General features: G+C 36.4%; 10 protein-coding genes. 6 read left to right on the forward strand and 4 right to left on the reverse strand.

Annotation, left to right across the window (positions count from 1 at the left end; all coding sequences use genetic code 11):
• Positions 1–42: 42 nt before the first annotated feature.
• Together VNJ50_RS07020 and VNJ50_RS07025 are read right to left on the reverse strand one after the other, a co-directional pair.
• Positions 43–1,584 carry a ribonuclease E/G gene (locus tag VNJ50_RS07020; protein WP_325580355.1) on the reverse strand — a complete coding sequence of 514 codons (1,542 nt, stop codon included), beginning with the start codon at positions 1,582–1,584 and terminating at the stop codon, positions 43–45.
• A gap of 318 nt (positions 1,585–1,902) precedes the next feature.
• Positions 1,903–2,205, reverse strand: a complete 303-nt coding sequence (locus tag VNJ50_RS07025) for an HU family DNA-binding protein (protein WP_325580356.1) — start codon at positions 2,203–2,205, stop codon at positions 1,903–1,905.
• A 135-nt stretch (positions 2,206–2,340) separates the two neighbouring features.
• Between VNJ50_RS07025 and mutY the strand changes: the two genes are divergently transcribed.
• The 3 genes from mutY to VNJ50_RS07040 all read left to right on the forward strand — a co-directional run bounded on the left by mutY (position 2,341) and on the right by VNJ50_RS07040 (position 7,795).
• Positions 2,341–3,384 (forward strand): A/G-specific adenine glycosylase, encoded by a 1,044-nt coding sequence (mutY, locus tag VNJ50_RS07030; RefSeq protein WP_325580358.1) that lies wholly within the window; start codon positions 2,341–2,343, stop codon positions 3,382–3,384.
• A gap of 427 nt (positions 3,385–3,811) precedes the next feature.
• The gene (locus VNJ50_RS07035; RefSeq protein WP_325580360.1) at positions 3,812–7,123 is read left to right on the forward strand and encodes a DUF2723 domain-containing protein; all 3,312 of its coding nucleotides are present in this window, start codon (positions 3,812–3,814) and stop codon (positions 7,121–7,123) included.
• A gap of 6 nt (positions 7,124–7,129) precedes the next feature.
• Positions 7,130–7,795 carry a polysaccharide deacetylase family protein gene (locus tag VNJ50_RS07040; protein WP_325580362.1) on the forward strand — a complete coding sequence of 222 codons (666 nt, stop codon included), beginning with the start codon at positions 7,130–7,132 and terminating at the stop codon, positions 7,793–7,795.
• A 49-nt stretch (positions 7,796–7,844) separates the two neighbouring features.
• Here the strand turns inward: VNJ50_RS07040 and VNJ50_RS07045 are convergent, their stop codons facing one another.
• Together VNJ50_RS07045 and VNJ50_RS07050 are read right to left on the reverse strand one after the other, a co-directional pair.
• On the reverse strand, positions 7,845–8,141 hold the full coding sequence (locus VNJ50_RS07045) for a thioredoxin family protein (RefSeq protein ID WP_325580364.1): 297 nt from the start codon (positions 8,139–8,141) through the stop codon (positions 7,845–7,847).
• A gap of 132 nt (positions 8,142–8,273) precedes the next feature.
• Positions 8,274–9,509, reverse strand: a complete 1,236-nt coding sequence (locus VNJ50_RS07050; RefSeq protein WP_325580366.1) for a metallophosphoesterase — start codon at positions 9,507–9,509, stop codon at positions 8,274–8,276.
• 114 nt (positions 9,510–9,623) lie between these two features.
• Here VNJ50_RS07050 and VNJ50_RS07055 point away from each other — a divergent pair, with 114 nt between their 5' ends.
• The 3 genes from VNJ50_RS07055 to polA all read left to right on the forward strand — a co-directional run.
• A complete protein-coding gene (locus VNJ50_RS07055; RefSeq protein WP_325580368.1) occupies positions 9,624–12,548 on the forward strand; it encodes a GH92 family glycosyl hydrolase in 2,925 nt (974 codons plus the stop codon).
• A gap of 364 nt (positions 12,549–12,912) precedes the next feature.
• The gene (locus VNJ50_RS07060) at positions 12,913–13,182 is read left to right on the forward strand and encodes a hypothetical protein (protein WP_325580370.1); all 270 of its coding nucleotides are present in this window, start codon (positions 12,913–12,915) and stop codon (positions 13,180–13,182) included.
• A gap of 468 nt (positions 13,183–13,650) precedes the next feature.
• Positions 13,651–15,819 (forward strand): DNA polymerase I (gene polA / locus VNJ50_RS07065; RefSeq protein WP_325580373.1); only part of this gene is annotated, 2,169 nt, incomplete at its 3' end.

Raw genomic sequence — 15,819 nt, forward strand, 5'->3', positions numbered from 1 at the left:
AAAACAAAACCCCTTACTTTTTTTAAAATAAGGGGTTTTACATTAATTGATTTTGTCACCATTTTTATCAAAAAAATGGTATTCAAGATACGTGTAAGCATCTCTGGGCAATATTTTCACCCATTTTTTATGTTCTAAAAACCATTTTGACCTAATGGATGGGAAGCCTTTGGTCAAAAAGGCCGCTATAAAAGGATGTGTGTTTAAGGTCACCTTTTTGTAGTCTTTTTTGAAAATCCGTTCCATGTCTTGGGTGATACGTTGAATAACCTTAATTGGCGCTTCAATTTCCTCCCCACTGACATTTGGGTTTTCTTCTTTTGTTTCAATATTCCTTTCTGGGCGCACACGTTGTCTGGTTATTTGAATCAGACCAAATTTGCTAGGAGGTAATATTTTATGCTTCGCTTTATCATCTTTCATTTCCTCACGAAGATGATTGTACAATTTTTTTCGATTCTCTGCATTACCCATGTCAATAAAATCTACCACAATAATACCTCCCATATCGCGTAAGCGCAACTGTCGGGCAATTTCTGTAGCCGAAATCATATTGACTTCTAAGGCAGTATCCTCTTGATTTTTTTCTTTGTTGGATCGATTCCCACTGTTTACATCAATAACATGGAGGGCTTCGGTGTGTTCTATCACAATATACGCGCCCTTTGCCATGGATACCGTACGTCCGAACGAGGTTTTTATTTGTCGCTCAATACCATATTTTTCAAAAATGGGAACCCCATTTTGATGATGTTTCACAATCGATTCCTTTTTTGGTGCTATAAGATGCACGTAATCTTTGATTTGCATATAAAGTTCTTCATCATCCACCACAATACTTGAGAACGAATCGTTAAAAATATCCCTTAATATAGAGGATGCTTTGTTCATTTCTCCAAGTACTTTACTTGGATGTGGCGCTTTATTGAGTTTTTTGCACATTGCGGTCCAACGGCTCAATAAATTCTGCAAATCGGTATCTAGCTCAACCACTTTTTTGCCTTCGGCAACTGTTCGGACAATAACGCCAAAACCTTTGGGAGTAATGCTTTTGACCAATCGTTTTAAACGATCTTTCTCTTCTTTGGATTCTATTTTTTGAGAAATAGAAATACGATCAGAAAAGGGCACCAAAACAATATACCTTCCGGCTATCGACAACTCACTACTAATGCGAGGTCCTTTTGTTGATATAGGCTCTTTTACAATTTGGACCAAAACGGATTGATTGGGTTTTAAAGCATCGGCAATGCTTCCATCCTTTTCAATATCCTTTTCAAACTGAAAGTTTTTGAGCAGAAAATCTGTGTGTTTTCCTGTGCTTACACGCTTTACGAATTTTAAAAGTGAAGGCAATTTTGGCCCTAAATCATGATAATGCAAAAATGCATCTTTCTCATAGCCAACATTAACAAATGCGGCATTTAGTCCAGGAACAGCTTTACGGATTTTGGCAATAAACACATCACCAACCGCAAATTTGTTATCTTCTTCATCTCTATGCAATTCAATAAGTTTTCCATCTTTTAATAAGGCAAAATCAACAAAATCTGAACTCGAACGAATAATTAATTCTTTATCCATGTTGTTAATTTAAATCCGTTGTGATAAACATCAAAACAGATGGATTATACAAATTTTTTGACACAGGATTCCCGATAAATCATCGGGTAATTCCAATAAACTTAAGCTGGCCATAACAAATGGCTGTACTTAAATTAAATATCAAAGAACGTTACTGTAAAACTGAAAAAGTAGTTAAAAAACTACTTTTTCTTTTTGTGACGGTTAGCGCGTCTACGTTTTTTACGCTTATGCGTCGCTACCTTATGTCTCTTTCTTTTTTTACCACTTGGCATAAATCAAGTCTTTTTAAATTAATATTTCTTTTAATACTTTACTCTATTTCAATACTGGCTCAACCTGTACATTAGACTTAACGCTCTCTACAAATACTTTTGCAGGCTTAAATGCAGGGATATTGTGCGCTGGAATTTTGATAGTTGTATTTTTAGAAATATTTCTACCGGTTTTCTCAGCTCTTGTTTTGATAATAAAGCTTCCAAAACCTCTTAAATACACGTTATCTCCACTTTCTAAAGATGATTTAACTTCTTCCATAAACGTTTCAACCGTTGCTTGGACATCTCCTTTTTCCATTCCTAATCTCTCAGAAATCTTTGCTACTAGATCAGCTTTTGTCATTGTTATTAATTTTAGGGTTTATCTATTAATTATAAGGGATGCAAATATAGACATTTTAATTTCAATATTTCAAGCCTAATTAATTAAAATTTAAGACTGTAAAGGTTTATTTTTGTCGAGAATTACAAAAAAAGAATGAATTTTAACAAGATATTAACTATTTGGTATTCAGAACATAAGCGAGACATGCCCTGGAGAAAGACCAAAAACCCTTATTATATATGGTTGTCTGAAATAATTTTGCAACAAACGCAAATTGCACAAGGCCGTCCTTATTATGATGCATTTGTCAGCAAATACCCAACTGTTTTTGACCTAGCTAAAGCAGAAGAAATTGATGTTTTAAAACTTTGGCAAGGATTAGGCTATTACTCTCGTGCCCGAAACTTGCATGCCACGTCAAAACATATTGCCAACGAACTTGATGGTATTTTTCCAAATACCTATAAAGAACTGATGAAATTAAAAGGTGTGGGCGATTATACAGCAAGCGCCATCGCTTCCATTTCCTTCAATGAACCTACGGCCGTTGTGGATGGTAATGTATATAGAGTGCTGTCGCGATATTTTGGCGTGGATACACCTATAAATTCAACCAAAGGCATTAAGGAGTTTAAAGCATTGGCCACTTCCTTAATGGATCATCAAAATCCATCAGACTATAACCAAGCAATTATGGAATTTGGCGCCCTTCAATGCAAACCAAAAAACCCCAATTGTTCCATCTGTCCATTAAATAAAAGCTGCGTTGCACTACAAAAAAACAAAATTAATGACTGGCCCATCAAACTGAACAAAACCAAAGTAAGTACAAAGTATTTTAATTTTCTGGTTTTATTATCAACCGATAAAAAAACAATTTTTGAAAAAAGAACAGACAAGGGCATCTGGCAAAACCTATATCAATTTCCACTTTTAGAAACGGATCAAAAATTAAAAAGCATTAACTTTAAAAAACATCCTTTTATACAAGATTTTTTGGAGAATCGGCCTTTTGAGTTTAGTCTATATAATAATAAAGACATTGTGCATAAATTGTCTCACCAACATTTGCACACCAAATTTTGGATCATTGAAATTGATAATCTTCCACAAAAAGGAATTCCGATAAAAGATTTAAACCATTATCCGACCTCGATATTAATAAGCAATTTTATCGATGAATTCTTTAAAATTTGATTTATAAAATCCATTTCACAGATAGAAATTTAAGTCTAAGAGCCTGTTTAAAAATTATAGATTGAATTTTTATAGTCCTTTTCAGATAGATTTTAGTTTTTGACAATGCAGTTTTAATGAGCTAAATCAAGTCATCAAAGGCCAAAAGATGCTAAAAAGAGCATATAAAAACATCTAAGAAATATAAATACTTACAAAATAAATATTTTTGTAAAATTTAAACGGGCTCGTAACAAGATATTTATTTTGAAACGACAAGCCATAAGTTTGTTAAAAATATAAATACACAATATCAACAAAAACAAAAAAACGCCCGATCCAAACAACCAATTACGCAATCATCTACAAATACTTAACGTTTACTTAAAAACTTTCCCGACTTATTTAATTATTACTAAATTCGCCACTCTAATTCAACAATAATTCTATGAACCATTTCAACTTCAAAAAATGGAATACCATTTTAGGTTGGTTTGCCTTTGCTATTGCATTCACCGTTTACGCTTTAACCATTGAACCAACTGTTAGTTTTTGGGATGCGGGAGAATATATATTAACATCGGCAAAACTTCAGGTAGGACACCCTCCGGGAGCACCATTATTTCAAATGCTCGGTGCCTTCTTTTCCATGTTTGCACTGGAACCTTCCCAAATTGGCGCCATGTTGAATATGATGAGTGGTGCAGCAAGTGCGTTCACCATTCTGTTTATGTTTTGGACCATCACTTTGCTACTCAAAAAACTGGTTAAAACCGATGAAGAACTTACCGACACCAAAAAAATAGCCATTCTTGGCAGCGGACTTGTAGGAAGTTTAGCGTTCACGTTTACAGATTCATTTTGGTTCAATGCTGTTGAAACCGAAGTTTATGCCATGGCAACCTTAATCATGGCTGTCATGTTTTGGCTAGCCTTACGTTGGGAGCAGGATATGGATACGCCAAGAGGTAACCGTTGGCTGGTTTTAATTGCTTTTGTGATCGGACTGTCATTTGGCGTTCACTTTATGGGATTATTGACCATTCCTGCCATAGGATTGATCTATTTTTTCAAGAATTATAAAAACATCACAGTTACTAATTTTATAGTAGCTAACGTCATCTCCGCAGCGATCTTACTATTTATTTTCAAACTACTACTTCCAAACGCGCTGAAGATTTTTAGTGCGTCGGAAATATTCTTTGTCAACAGTCTTGGCATGCCCTTCAACTCCGGAACGATTATCGCCTTCATCATTGTAGTTGCTGCATTCTATTTTGGATTAAAATACACGCGCGACCATCAAAAACACATTGCCAACACTTTGGTGCTCTGCTTGATGTTTATTTTTATCGGTTTTTCATGTTGGCTCATGTTGCCTATTAGAGCAAATGCCAATGTTGTGGTCAACGAAAATAATCCTTCAGATGCACGCGAACTTTTGGCCTATTACAACCTTGAACAATATCCCGAAACACACTTGTTTTACGGCCCATTATTTACCGAACAATACACTGGACTGGACAAAAACGAACCTTATGTAGATGACAAGCCCAACTATGAAAAGGATAAAGTGGCTGGTAAATACGTTATTGTCAACGATTATAAAAACGCAAAACAAAATTTCAATTCCGAGCAAGCGGCCATTTTACCAAGAATGTGGAGCAGTGAAAATGCCGAGAATTATATGATGTTCACTGGTTTTCTAGACTTTAAAATCAAACCGGAATATCAATCGGAAAGCCAAATCCAGGATATAGTCAACAATTTCAGGTCGAGCGTCAGACAAGGCCAAGTGGATTATAGCGGCTATCATAGATTTCTTAAACAATTTGGACAATATCTGGATATCGAAAAACCATCACTGGTCCAAAATTTCGGATATATGATCGAATATCAATTTGGATATATGTACTGGCGCTATTTTATGTGGAACTTTGTAGGCCGCCAAAACGATATCCAAGGAAAATATGATGACTTAAACGGCAACTGGATCAGTGGCATCAATTTTATTGATTCGTGGCACCTCAACATGTCACAGGACAATTTACCAAGCGATGTCCTTAACAATAAAGCACGAAACACCTATTACTTCCTACCACTTATTCTAGGCTTGATTGGCTTCTTGTTTTTACTGGGAAGAGACAAAAAACTATTCTGGGTGTTGTTGGTGTTTTTCTTAATGACCGGACTTGCCATTCAATTTTACACCAACATTCGGCCTTTTGAACCACGAGAGCGCGACTATTCGGTAGTTGGATCGTTTTATGTATTTGCCATCTGGATCGGATTTGGCGTATATGCCATTTTTGATGCACTCCGAAAATATACCGCTTCAAAATATTTACCACATGCTATTACCTTGGTGTGCTTGATTTTGGTTCCAGGGATATTGGCTGCCAACAATTGGGACGACCACGATCGTTCGGGCAAAAAAACGGCACATGCCATGGCCATTAAATATTTAGAATCGTGCCAACCTAATGCCATCTTATTTACTATTGGCGATAATGACACATTCCCTTTATGGTATGCACAAGAGATTGAAGGTATCCGACGTGATGTACGCGTGGTCAACACCAGCCTCTTCCAAACGGATTGGTATATTGACCAAATGAAACGCAAAGCTTATACCAGTGATCCTATCCCATCGCAATTAACACATGCCCAATACCGTTATGGCACCCGTGATTATATTGTTGAAAAGGAAATTACCCAAGATACTTTGGACATCAAGGATTTTATGGATTTTGTGAGCAGTGACAATCCGCGTACAAAACTAAAATATGCCTTACAGCAAGAAGGTAGAGATATTAGCGGATACCCGTCAAACATGCTAAACTCCAATTATTATCCAACACGATTTGTCAGAATTCCGGTTGATAAAGCTTCAGTTTTAAAACATGGAATCGTAAAAGAAAAAGATGCTGATAAAATTGTGGACGATATTGTCATCGAAATCAAAGGCAATGCTTTATACAAACAACGACTAATGATGTTGGACATTGTAGCCAATAACAATTGGGAACGTCCTATCTATTTTACCGGTGGAAGTTTTGGGGACGATGATTATATCTGGATGAAAGATTACCTGCAACTGGATGGCTTGGTCTATAAACTCGTTCCGATCAGAACACCTGTTGATAGAGCAAATCCGTTTGATATGGGCCGTGTGGACACCGATTTAATGTACGACAAAGTTATGTCATGGGATTGGGGCAACAGCGGAAATCCACATATTTATCATGATGTAGAAACTCGTAAAAACGGCATCACTTACCGCGGTAACTTAGCACGTTTAATGGAACAATTGATCAATGAGGACCAATTGGAAAAAGCAGAGAACATAGCCGATTTGGCCATGGAGAAAATGCCAGTTGATGATTTTGGCTATTACACCTTGTTAGAACCCTATATTAGCGGTTATTATGAACTTAGTAAAATTGAAAAAGCCAGAAAACTCTATAAGGATGTTACCAAAAAATATCAAGAAAGTCTCACGTATTATAGCGGACTTCCTTTAGAAACACAAACCCGTTATCTGGATGAAATTGTAACTGATATTGAGCGTTACAGAAGTTTAGTTGATATTACTGTAGTCTATAATGACAAGGATTTTGCCATGGAAGAAACCGAATTATTTAATAACTATCTGCAATTGTTCAAGCATTTTATGAGTGATGGATCCCGTCAGGAAGCACCACGTGAAGAACGTGATTTAGTAACCGATACGATAGATAGTTTATTGCAATTTGATTGATTTTCCGTGAATTTCATTCCTGTTAAAACACCCAAACTGATTAAAGGCATATTTCCAAATTACACTTGGGATATGCCTAATGATCAGAAGGTAATTTACCTAACTTTTGATGATGGTCCAACACCAGAAATAACCAATTGGACTTTAGAGCTTTTAAAATCATACAACGCAAAAGCGACTTTTTTTTGTATTGGTAACAATATTGAAAGTCATCCTGAGATATTTCAAGATACTTTAAAAGATGGTCATGCCATAGGCAACCACACATTTTCACATCTAAAAGGTTGGACGACTAACACTGAAGTTTATGTCAATGAAGTTCTAAAAACACAAGAAACCATAGGTTTTCAACAATCAACAAACGACAATCAGCAATCAGCAATCAACAAAAAACTGTTCCGTCCGCCTTACGGAAAAATCAAATCAAGTCAAGGAAAGCAGTTGCTCAATTTGGGTTACAAAATTATCATGTGGGATGTCTTGGCTTTTGATTGGAAAGATTCAATAACTAAAGAACAATCTGCTAAAAACGTCATTTCAAAAACCGAATCTGGAAGTATCGTGGTTTTTCATGATAGCTTAAAGGCTGCTCCGCGCATGCAGTATGCATTGGCCAAAACCTTAGAACATTTCAGTAATGAAGGTTTTGTGTTTAAAAGTATTCCAATGTAGAAAACTTGTTGACTGAAAAGAAGAGATTCCTGACTTCTCAGGCGTTTTTCTAGATATATTCCTGAAGAATTTCAATAAGCGTATCGGCATCTTGCGGACCACTGTGGCGCCATTTCATTTCGCCGTTTTTATAGATAATAAATGTAGGCAAGCCCTTAACACGTAATGCCTCGGCCAATTCCTTGTTTTTATCGACATCTATTTTTATCACTTTTGCCTTGTTTCCAAGAGCAGCGGCTACATCTCTTAACACCGGATGCATTGCAGTAGATTCTTCATTCCATTCCGTAAAAAAATCCAACAGAACAGGCATATTGACATCTATGATTTCTCCAAATTTTGACATACATTGTAATGTTTAAATCAAATGTGTTATTAGAACCTGTTGTATTTTTAAACAGACTCTTACAAACCTAGTTATTTTTTTTTTATTATCCTAAAACATCCACAAATAGCTTATTCGCACTTAATAAGCCCGTTATACCATTGGTTTTTCAGATCCTTTTTTAAGTTCGATAACCGTTATTTCCGGCCAAATACCAATCCGACCGGGATAACCTAAATAGCCAAAACCTCTATTTACATTAATGTATTGCTCCTTTTCCTTATAAATACCTGCCCAATGTTTGTAGCGGTATTTTATCGGACTCCATTTTATCCATCCTGGAATTTCAATGCCAAATTGCATCCCATGCGTATGTCCACTTAAAGTAAGATGATAATGATAATTATCGTTACAAACCACTTCATCCCAATGGCTTGGATCGTGGCTCATCAAAATTTTAAAATCATCCGGACGAACGCCTTCAGCTGCTTTCTTCAGGTCACCAGCTTTTTTAAAGCCACCTTTGCCCCAGTTTTCGACACCTAAAAGTGCCAATCGCTGGCCATTTCGTTCTATAAATCGGTTTTCGTTAAGCAACAGATCATAACCCATTTCTTTTTGAAGTTGTTTCAAATCTTCAAGATTCTGCTCTTTTTCGGCCGAAGAATTCCAATCAATATAATCGCCATAATCATGATTTCCAAGTACAGAAAACACGCCATCCTGAGCCTTTAATTCGCCCAACAAATCTTTCCATGGCAGCAATTCGGTACTTTTATTGTTCACCAAATCACCGGTAAACAAAATGACATCCGATTTTTGGGCCTTAACCATACTAATGGCACGCTCAACTTCAGGCCGATTGTCAAAACTTCCCGTATGGATATCACTAATATGTGTGATTCGGTAACCATCAAAAGCTTCCGGCAAATCGTCAAAATGCAAGGTGTGCTTTATCACTCTAAAATTGTACTTTCCTTTATACATGCCATAAAGCATAGAGGTAAAAGGAATAGCTGCAGCACCAATAGCAATCGCACTGATAAATTTTCGTCGCGATGGGATGTAAAAAGTTTCATTGGATGTAAAAAGCTTGGTATAAATGCCAAAAATAAAACGGAAAATATCCTCGCCAAATAAAAAAAGGATGACGATGGAATTTGACGCCATAAAAGTCAAAATAAGACCAAAAGCATAACTTTTTGACGGTGAAAGGACACGACCTTTATCACCAAAGCCAAATTGAAGGATCAAATTCCCGACCACCAATACTGCAATGGCGATAAATATATAATGGATCCAGATACTTTTAGTAACTGTCCTTACCGCCTGATATCCATACAACGTCACCACCACAAAAAAAATCAAGAACAGGAACCATCGCATCATAACAGAGTTTTTTTCAAAGATAAATGATTTAGACACTTATTAAAAAGTTGCCATAAAATTTAACCGTCCCTTAAGATTTAGTATATTTCGCCTACGATATTAATCCCATCAGTGATGAAGTCATTTCTTTCAATAATTGCGGCACTTTTTCTATTCGTAGGGTGCTCTGACCATCCCAAAACAACACCAGCAATAAAAGACAAAGCATTAATATCCTTGGTAAATCCTTTTATTGGAACAGGCGGTCACGGACACACCTACCCGGGTGCCACTATGCCTTTTGGAATGATGCAATTAAGTCCTGACACACGCCTTGAAGGCTGGGATGGGGCTTCGGGCTATCACTATTCGGATTCATATATTTATGGTTTTACGCACACACATCTAAGCGGAACTGGCGTAAGCGATTATTGCGATATTTTGCTCATGCCCACTAACGAAGTGGTTTTCAAAAACGGAAGTGATGGTAAAAAAGGCTATCGCTCAAAATTTTCGCACGACAATGAACGCGCTGAACCTGGTTATTATCAAGTTTATTTACAAGATACGGATATAAATGTTGAACTGACCGTTTCAGAACGCAGCGGCATCCATAAATACCAGTTTCCAACAGCAAAAAACCAGATTATCGTTTTGGATCTAGAGCATCGCGATGAACTTCTCACATCAAAAATAAAACAGACTTCGAGGACGGAAATTACAGGTTATCGCCATTCGAAGTCATGGGCAGCCAATCAAAAATTATTTTATTATATCAAATTTTCACATCCTTTATCGGTCGATTTAATTGCATCAAAACAAAAATTGACCAATAAGAAAGCGGTTTTTCAATTTGACAATCCTAAAAACGAACCTATTTATGTCAAAATTGGCATCAGTGCTGTTGATGAAGAAGGTGCCAAAAGGAATATGGAAACTGAAATTGGCACTAAAACTTTCGACGAGGTAAAAGAAATTGCACAATCTACTTGGGAAAAACAGCTGGAAAAAATTGTGATCGAAGATAATAATCCCGATCATAAAACCATTTTTTACACGGCACTTTACCATACTATGATTGCGCCCAACCTTTATCAAGATGTAGACGGGCGCTATAGAGGCATGGATATGAAAATTCATAAAACCGATGCTTTTAAATATTATACGGTATTTTCACTTTGGGACACCTATCGTGCAGCGCATCCTTTATATACGTTAATTGAACGCAAGCGTACCAGCAGTTTTATCAACACTTTACTTGCGAAATATGACGAAGCAGGTATTTTGCCCATGTGGGAGTTAAGCGCCAATGAGACCAAAACAATGATTGGTTATCACGCTGTTCCCGTTATTGCGGATGCTTATTTAAAAGGAATTAAAGGCTTTGATCCCGGAAAAGCTTTCGAAGCAATGAAACATTCGGCCAATCAAAATCATTTCGGATTAAAACCGTATAAAGAACTTGGATTTATCCCTGTTGAAGAAGAAAGTGAATCGGTTTCAAAAACCTTGGAATATGCTTACGATGATTGGACCATTGCTAAAATGGCCTATGCTCTAAAAAAAGACGACGATTACGAAACTTATATCAAACGCGCCCAAAACTATAAAAACGTTTTTGATCCAGAAAGCAAGTTCATGAGAGGACGCATCAGAAATAAATGGTTTGCTCCTTTTGATCCTTATGAAGTCAATTTTAATTATACCGAAGCCAATGCCTGGCAATATAGTTTTTATGTGCCTCAAGACATTTCGGGATTTATAGACTTATTGGGCGGAAAAGAAGTTCTGGAATCCCAATTGGACACTTTGTTCGCAGGAAATAGCCAAACTTCTGGCAGGAATATGCAAGATATTACAGGACTCATTGGACAATATGCGCATGGCAATGAACCCAGTCACCACATGGCTTACCTCTATAATTTTGTGAACAAACCTTATAAAACACAAGAAAAAGTCCGACGAATCCTTACCGAACTTTACAGAAATAGTCCCGACGGGCTGGCCGGTAATGAAGATTGCGGACAGATGAGCGCTTGGTACGTATTTTCGGCCATGGGCTTTTATCCTGTAACGCCCGGAGCCGATCAATATATTATAGGAACACCACTATTTAACAAGGCCACGGTCAACCTCGAAAACGGAAATAATTTCACCATCAAAGCGTTTAATCTTTCCGAAGAAAATAAATATATCGATTATGTAAAACTTAATGGATCGAAGTTGAAGCAAAGTTATATTTCTTCAAAAGATATTTTAAGAGGTGGAACTTTAGAGTTTTTCATGACCAATTCGCCATCAGATTGGGCTACCGAAGATGATGAAGTTCCTACCACTTCTATTGATCAGTTCAAAATTGTGCCAGCACCATTTATTGCAAAAGGTGACATTACCTTTAGAAATGAAACTGAAATCATTTTGGAAAATGCCCAGAAAGAAACCGATATTTTTTACACCTTAAACGATACGACTTACATCAAATACGAAAAACCGTTTGTTATCTCAGAACCTTCAACATTAAAAGTATATTCCGAAAAAGATGAGATTAAAAGCGCAGTCATTACGACTAATTTCTATAAAATAGATCCTGATAAAAGCATAGAACTTAAAACAAAATATGCCAACCAGTATAGCGGTGGTGGAAATGATGCTTTGATTGACGGCATTAAAGGCTCAAAAGATTTTAGATCGGGCTCATGGCAAGGCTACGAAGATAAAGATGTCATTGCTATTATCGATTTAGGCAAAGAGCAGCCTATCCACAACATCAAAGTGAATTTTTTAGTAGACCAACGGTCCTTCATCTTTTCTCCAACAGAAGTGCTGTGTTATGTATCAAACGACACTATGGGTTTTCAGCTTATTGGAAAACAAAACATCAATGCAACCCAACCTTTGAACGAAATACAAATAAGAACTCTATCGTTTGATCTTAAAGATCGAAATGCGCAGTATGTAAAACTTGTTGCAAAAAAATTAGGACGTCTTCCAAAATGGCATTCGGGGTACGAATCTTACGGAAAGAGCTGGATATTTGTGGATGAGATTAGTATTGAGTAAGTGTGAATTTAAAAATCAAAAGCACATCAAAAGCTTTTTAAATCAGCATACCAACTCATGTATTCCTGATTTCAACAAACCATTATTTATTTTAATCAGTACTTTTTAAAAACTACCAGCCTAAAAATTAAGCAAACCTGCCATTTATCGACAAAACAGATGCTAATGATGAAAATCGGTTTTATCAAAATGGATAACAAACGTATTTACTAGGCTGTTGAGCTATTTCATGTATTTCATCGATAAATTTTGGGTCTGTTTTCACATCAACCGTTTATCGATGTTTTATATCTAATTTATTATTTTTCAATCCATTTGCGTTGTTTCTTTATTATCATTTTAAATAAACATACGTAATCTGATTATGAAAAAAATACTTATCCCTATTGTATTCATCGCTTTACCAACACTAGCTTTTAGTCAAGATACTATTAATGACGTAGAGATAAAAAACGAAATAATTAGGATGGATATGACGAATATTCATCAGCAAACTGAAAATAAAATCTCCCTAAGAACGCCTTCCGTCATAAATGTAACCACTATTAATTATAAAAAAAGTTATGATTTGGTAAGCATCACAGCTTATCGTAAAAGCTTACAAATACGAATCAAAGACGTAAAAACTTGCTAATAAACAACAACTAAGATTACCCATACAACCAAGTATTTTATGAGTTCCATTAAATATTTCAAATCTTTATTTTCTGGAATAGAATTGTTAAAAAACCGTATTTAAAAAGGATTTGTTAAATGCATTATTTATAGCCATACTACCATTTTTAAAATCAGATTTCGTGCTCAGGTGCCATTGTACGTTTATCCATTGTTACTATGCCACCATGAATGAACTATGATATTTTTAATAACCATTTCCATATTATCGAATCTCCAAGAAATTAAAATTCGAATTAAATATAAGTTTTACCATACCTATTCGCCCTTAGGGAATTAAATACCAAATTCTCAACAAGTTCCCAATTCTTCTTAAATCTAAATCCAAAGCACCTAGTTGTGTAGAAGTATTATAAAGCTTTTAAGGTTTATAAAATCTAAAAGGTCTGAAGTTTTTTGTAGTTTTATAAACTTGAAAAAAACAACTATGTCCGAACAAAAAAGACTTTTTCTGATCGATGCTTATGCCCTTATTTTTAGAGGTTATTATGCTTTTATAAAGAATCCAAGAATCAACTCAAAAGGCGAAGACACCTCTGCCATTATGGGGTTTATGAACTCTCTGCTGGATGTTATTAAACGCGAACGGCCAGATCATTTGGCTGTGTGCTTTGACAAAGGCGGCAGTGTAGATCGGGCAGAAATGTTTGAAGCTTACAAAGCCAACCGCGATGAAACTCCTGAAGGCATTAAAACCGCTATTCCTCATATTCAAAACATACTAAAAGCCATGCACATTCCAATCATCGTGAAAGAAGGTTTTGAAGCCGACGATGTGATTGGAACGCTTTCAAGGCAAGCAGAAGCCCAAGGTTATAAAACTTTTATGGTGACCCCGGATAAAGACTTTGCACAATTGGTAACTGACAATATTTTTATGTACCGCCCAAAATCATTCGGTGGCGGCTATGAAACTTGGGGCGTTGATGAGGTTAAGAAAAAATTTGAAGTCGAAACACCTTTACAAGTCATTGATTTTTTAGGAATGATGGGCGATTCTTCGGATAACATTCCAGGACTACCGGGCGTTGGTGAAAAAACAGCCAAAAAATTCATTAAGGAATATGGTAGCATGGAAAATCTTTTGGCAAACACGCACGAGCTCAAAGGAAAGATGAAAGAGAACATTGAAGCCAATAAAGAATTAGGAATGCTCTCCAAAACCCTGGCAACCATCATGCTCGATGTACCCGTGGAGTTTTGTGAAAAAGATTTTGAGATGACACATCCTGATGTGGAAGCCGTCACAGCCATTTTTCGGGAATTGGAATTTAGACAATTAACCAGCAATTTTCTTAAAACCTTTAACGCCGAAAGTACTGACAGTACGCTCTCGTCTTCAGGAGCAAAATCACAGGAAACCACAAATACAACCACTAATTCTGCCACTGCAGGATCGGGTCAATTTTCTTTGTTTGGAGGTAATGGAGATGAGGATTCTGCTGCTTCAACTTCTGAGGCACATATTCGAGCCAAATCGAATACCACTTCACATTTTTACCAAAGTATTACAAGTACAATGGCCACCAAATTGTTTATTCAAAATTTGATGAAACAAACCAGTGTATGTTTTGATACCGAAACTACAGATTTGGATCCGATAACAGCGCAATTGGTAGGCATTGCATTTTCATGGGAAGTTGGCAAAGGATTCTATTTGCCATTTCCGGAAAATAAGGATGAAGCGCAGCATTTGATAGAACAACTTCGTCCATTTTTTGAAAACGACGCCATCGAAAAAGTGGGTCAGAATTTAAAATACGACATCAAAGTTCTTCATAAATATAATATACAGGTTAAGGGCAAATTGTTTGATACCATGTTGGCGCATTACCTTATAAACCCAGATATGCGACATAATATGGATGTTTTGGCAGAAACCTATTTGAATTATATGCCAATTCCTATTGAAGATTTAATTGGTAAAAAAGGTAAAAACCAACTCACCATGCGCGATGTTCCTTTGGAAAAACAAACCGAATATGCTGTTGAGGATGCCGATATCACCTTGCAGCTCAAAGAACATTTTGAAAAGGAATTGACCGAAGCCAATACCCAAAAATTATTTGACGAGATTGAAATACCGTTATTACGTGTGCTTGCCGATATGGAATTGGAAGGGATCAATTTGGATGAAAAATTCCTGAACTCGCTTTCTGAACAATTGGACAATGACATTAAAACTTTAGAAGCAAATATTTTTGAAGAAGCTGGCGAAGTCTTCAATATTGCATCGCCAAAACAGCTTGGAGAAATTTTATTTGACAAACTCAAATTAGTCGATAAACCTAAAAAAACCAAAACGGGTCAATATGCTACCGGAGAGGATATTCTCTCTTATTTAGCAAAAGATCATGACATCATTCAACATATCTTGGATTATCGAGGGCTTGCAAAACTAAAAAGCACTTATGTTGATGCCCTACCAACTCAGGTAGAACCGTCAACTGGCCGCGTCCATACCGATTATATGCAAACCGTTGCTGCTACTGGTCGTTTGAGCAGTAATAATCCCAACCTTCAAAACATTCCTATCCGTACCGAACGCGGGCGTCAAGTGCGGAAAGCTTTTGTGCCAAGAAATACGGATTACATC

The sequence above is a fragment of the Gelidibacter sp. genome (assembly GCF_035577925.1).
GTDB lineage: Bacteria > Bacteroidota > Bacteroidia > Flavobacteriales > Flavobacteriaceae > Gelidibacter.

Bases quoted from the DNA above. Each gene is read 5' to 3' on its own strand.
- VNJ50_RS07020 (WP_325580355.1), bottom strand. From the start codon at position 1,584: ATGGATAAAGAATTAATTATTCGTTCGAGTTCAGATTTTGTTGATTTT.
- VNJ50_RS07060 (WP_325580370.1), top strand. From the start codon at position 12,913: ATGAAAAAAATACTTATCCCTATTGTATTCATCGCTTTACCAACACTA.
- VNJ50_RS07035 (WP_325580360.1), top strand. From the start codon at position 3,812: ATGAACCATTTCAACTTCAAAAAATGGAATACCATTTTAGGTTGGTTT.
- mutY (WP_325580358.1), top strand. From the start codon at position 2,341: ATGAATTTTAACAAGATATTAACTATTTGGTATTCAGAACATAAGCGA.
- VNJ50_RS07025 (WP_325580356.1), bottom strand. From the start codon at position 2,205: ATGACAAAAGCTGATCTAGTAGCAAAGATTTCTGAGAGATTAGGAATG.
- VNJ50_RS07055 (WP_325580368.1), top strand. From the start codon at position 9,624: ATGAAGTCATTTCTTTCAATAATTGCGGCACTTTTTCTATTCGTAGGG.
- VNJ50_RS07050 (WP_325580366.1), bottom strand. From the start codon at position 9,509: ATGATGCGATGGTTCCTGTTCTTGATTTTTTTTGTGGTGGTGACGTTG.
- VNJ50_RS07045 (WP_325580364.1), bottom strand. From the start codon at position 8,141: ATGTCAAAATTTGGAGAAATCATAGATGTCAATATGCCTGTTCTGTTG.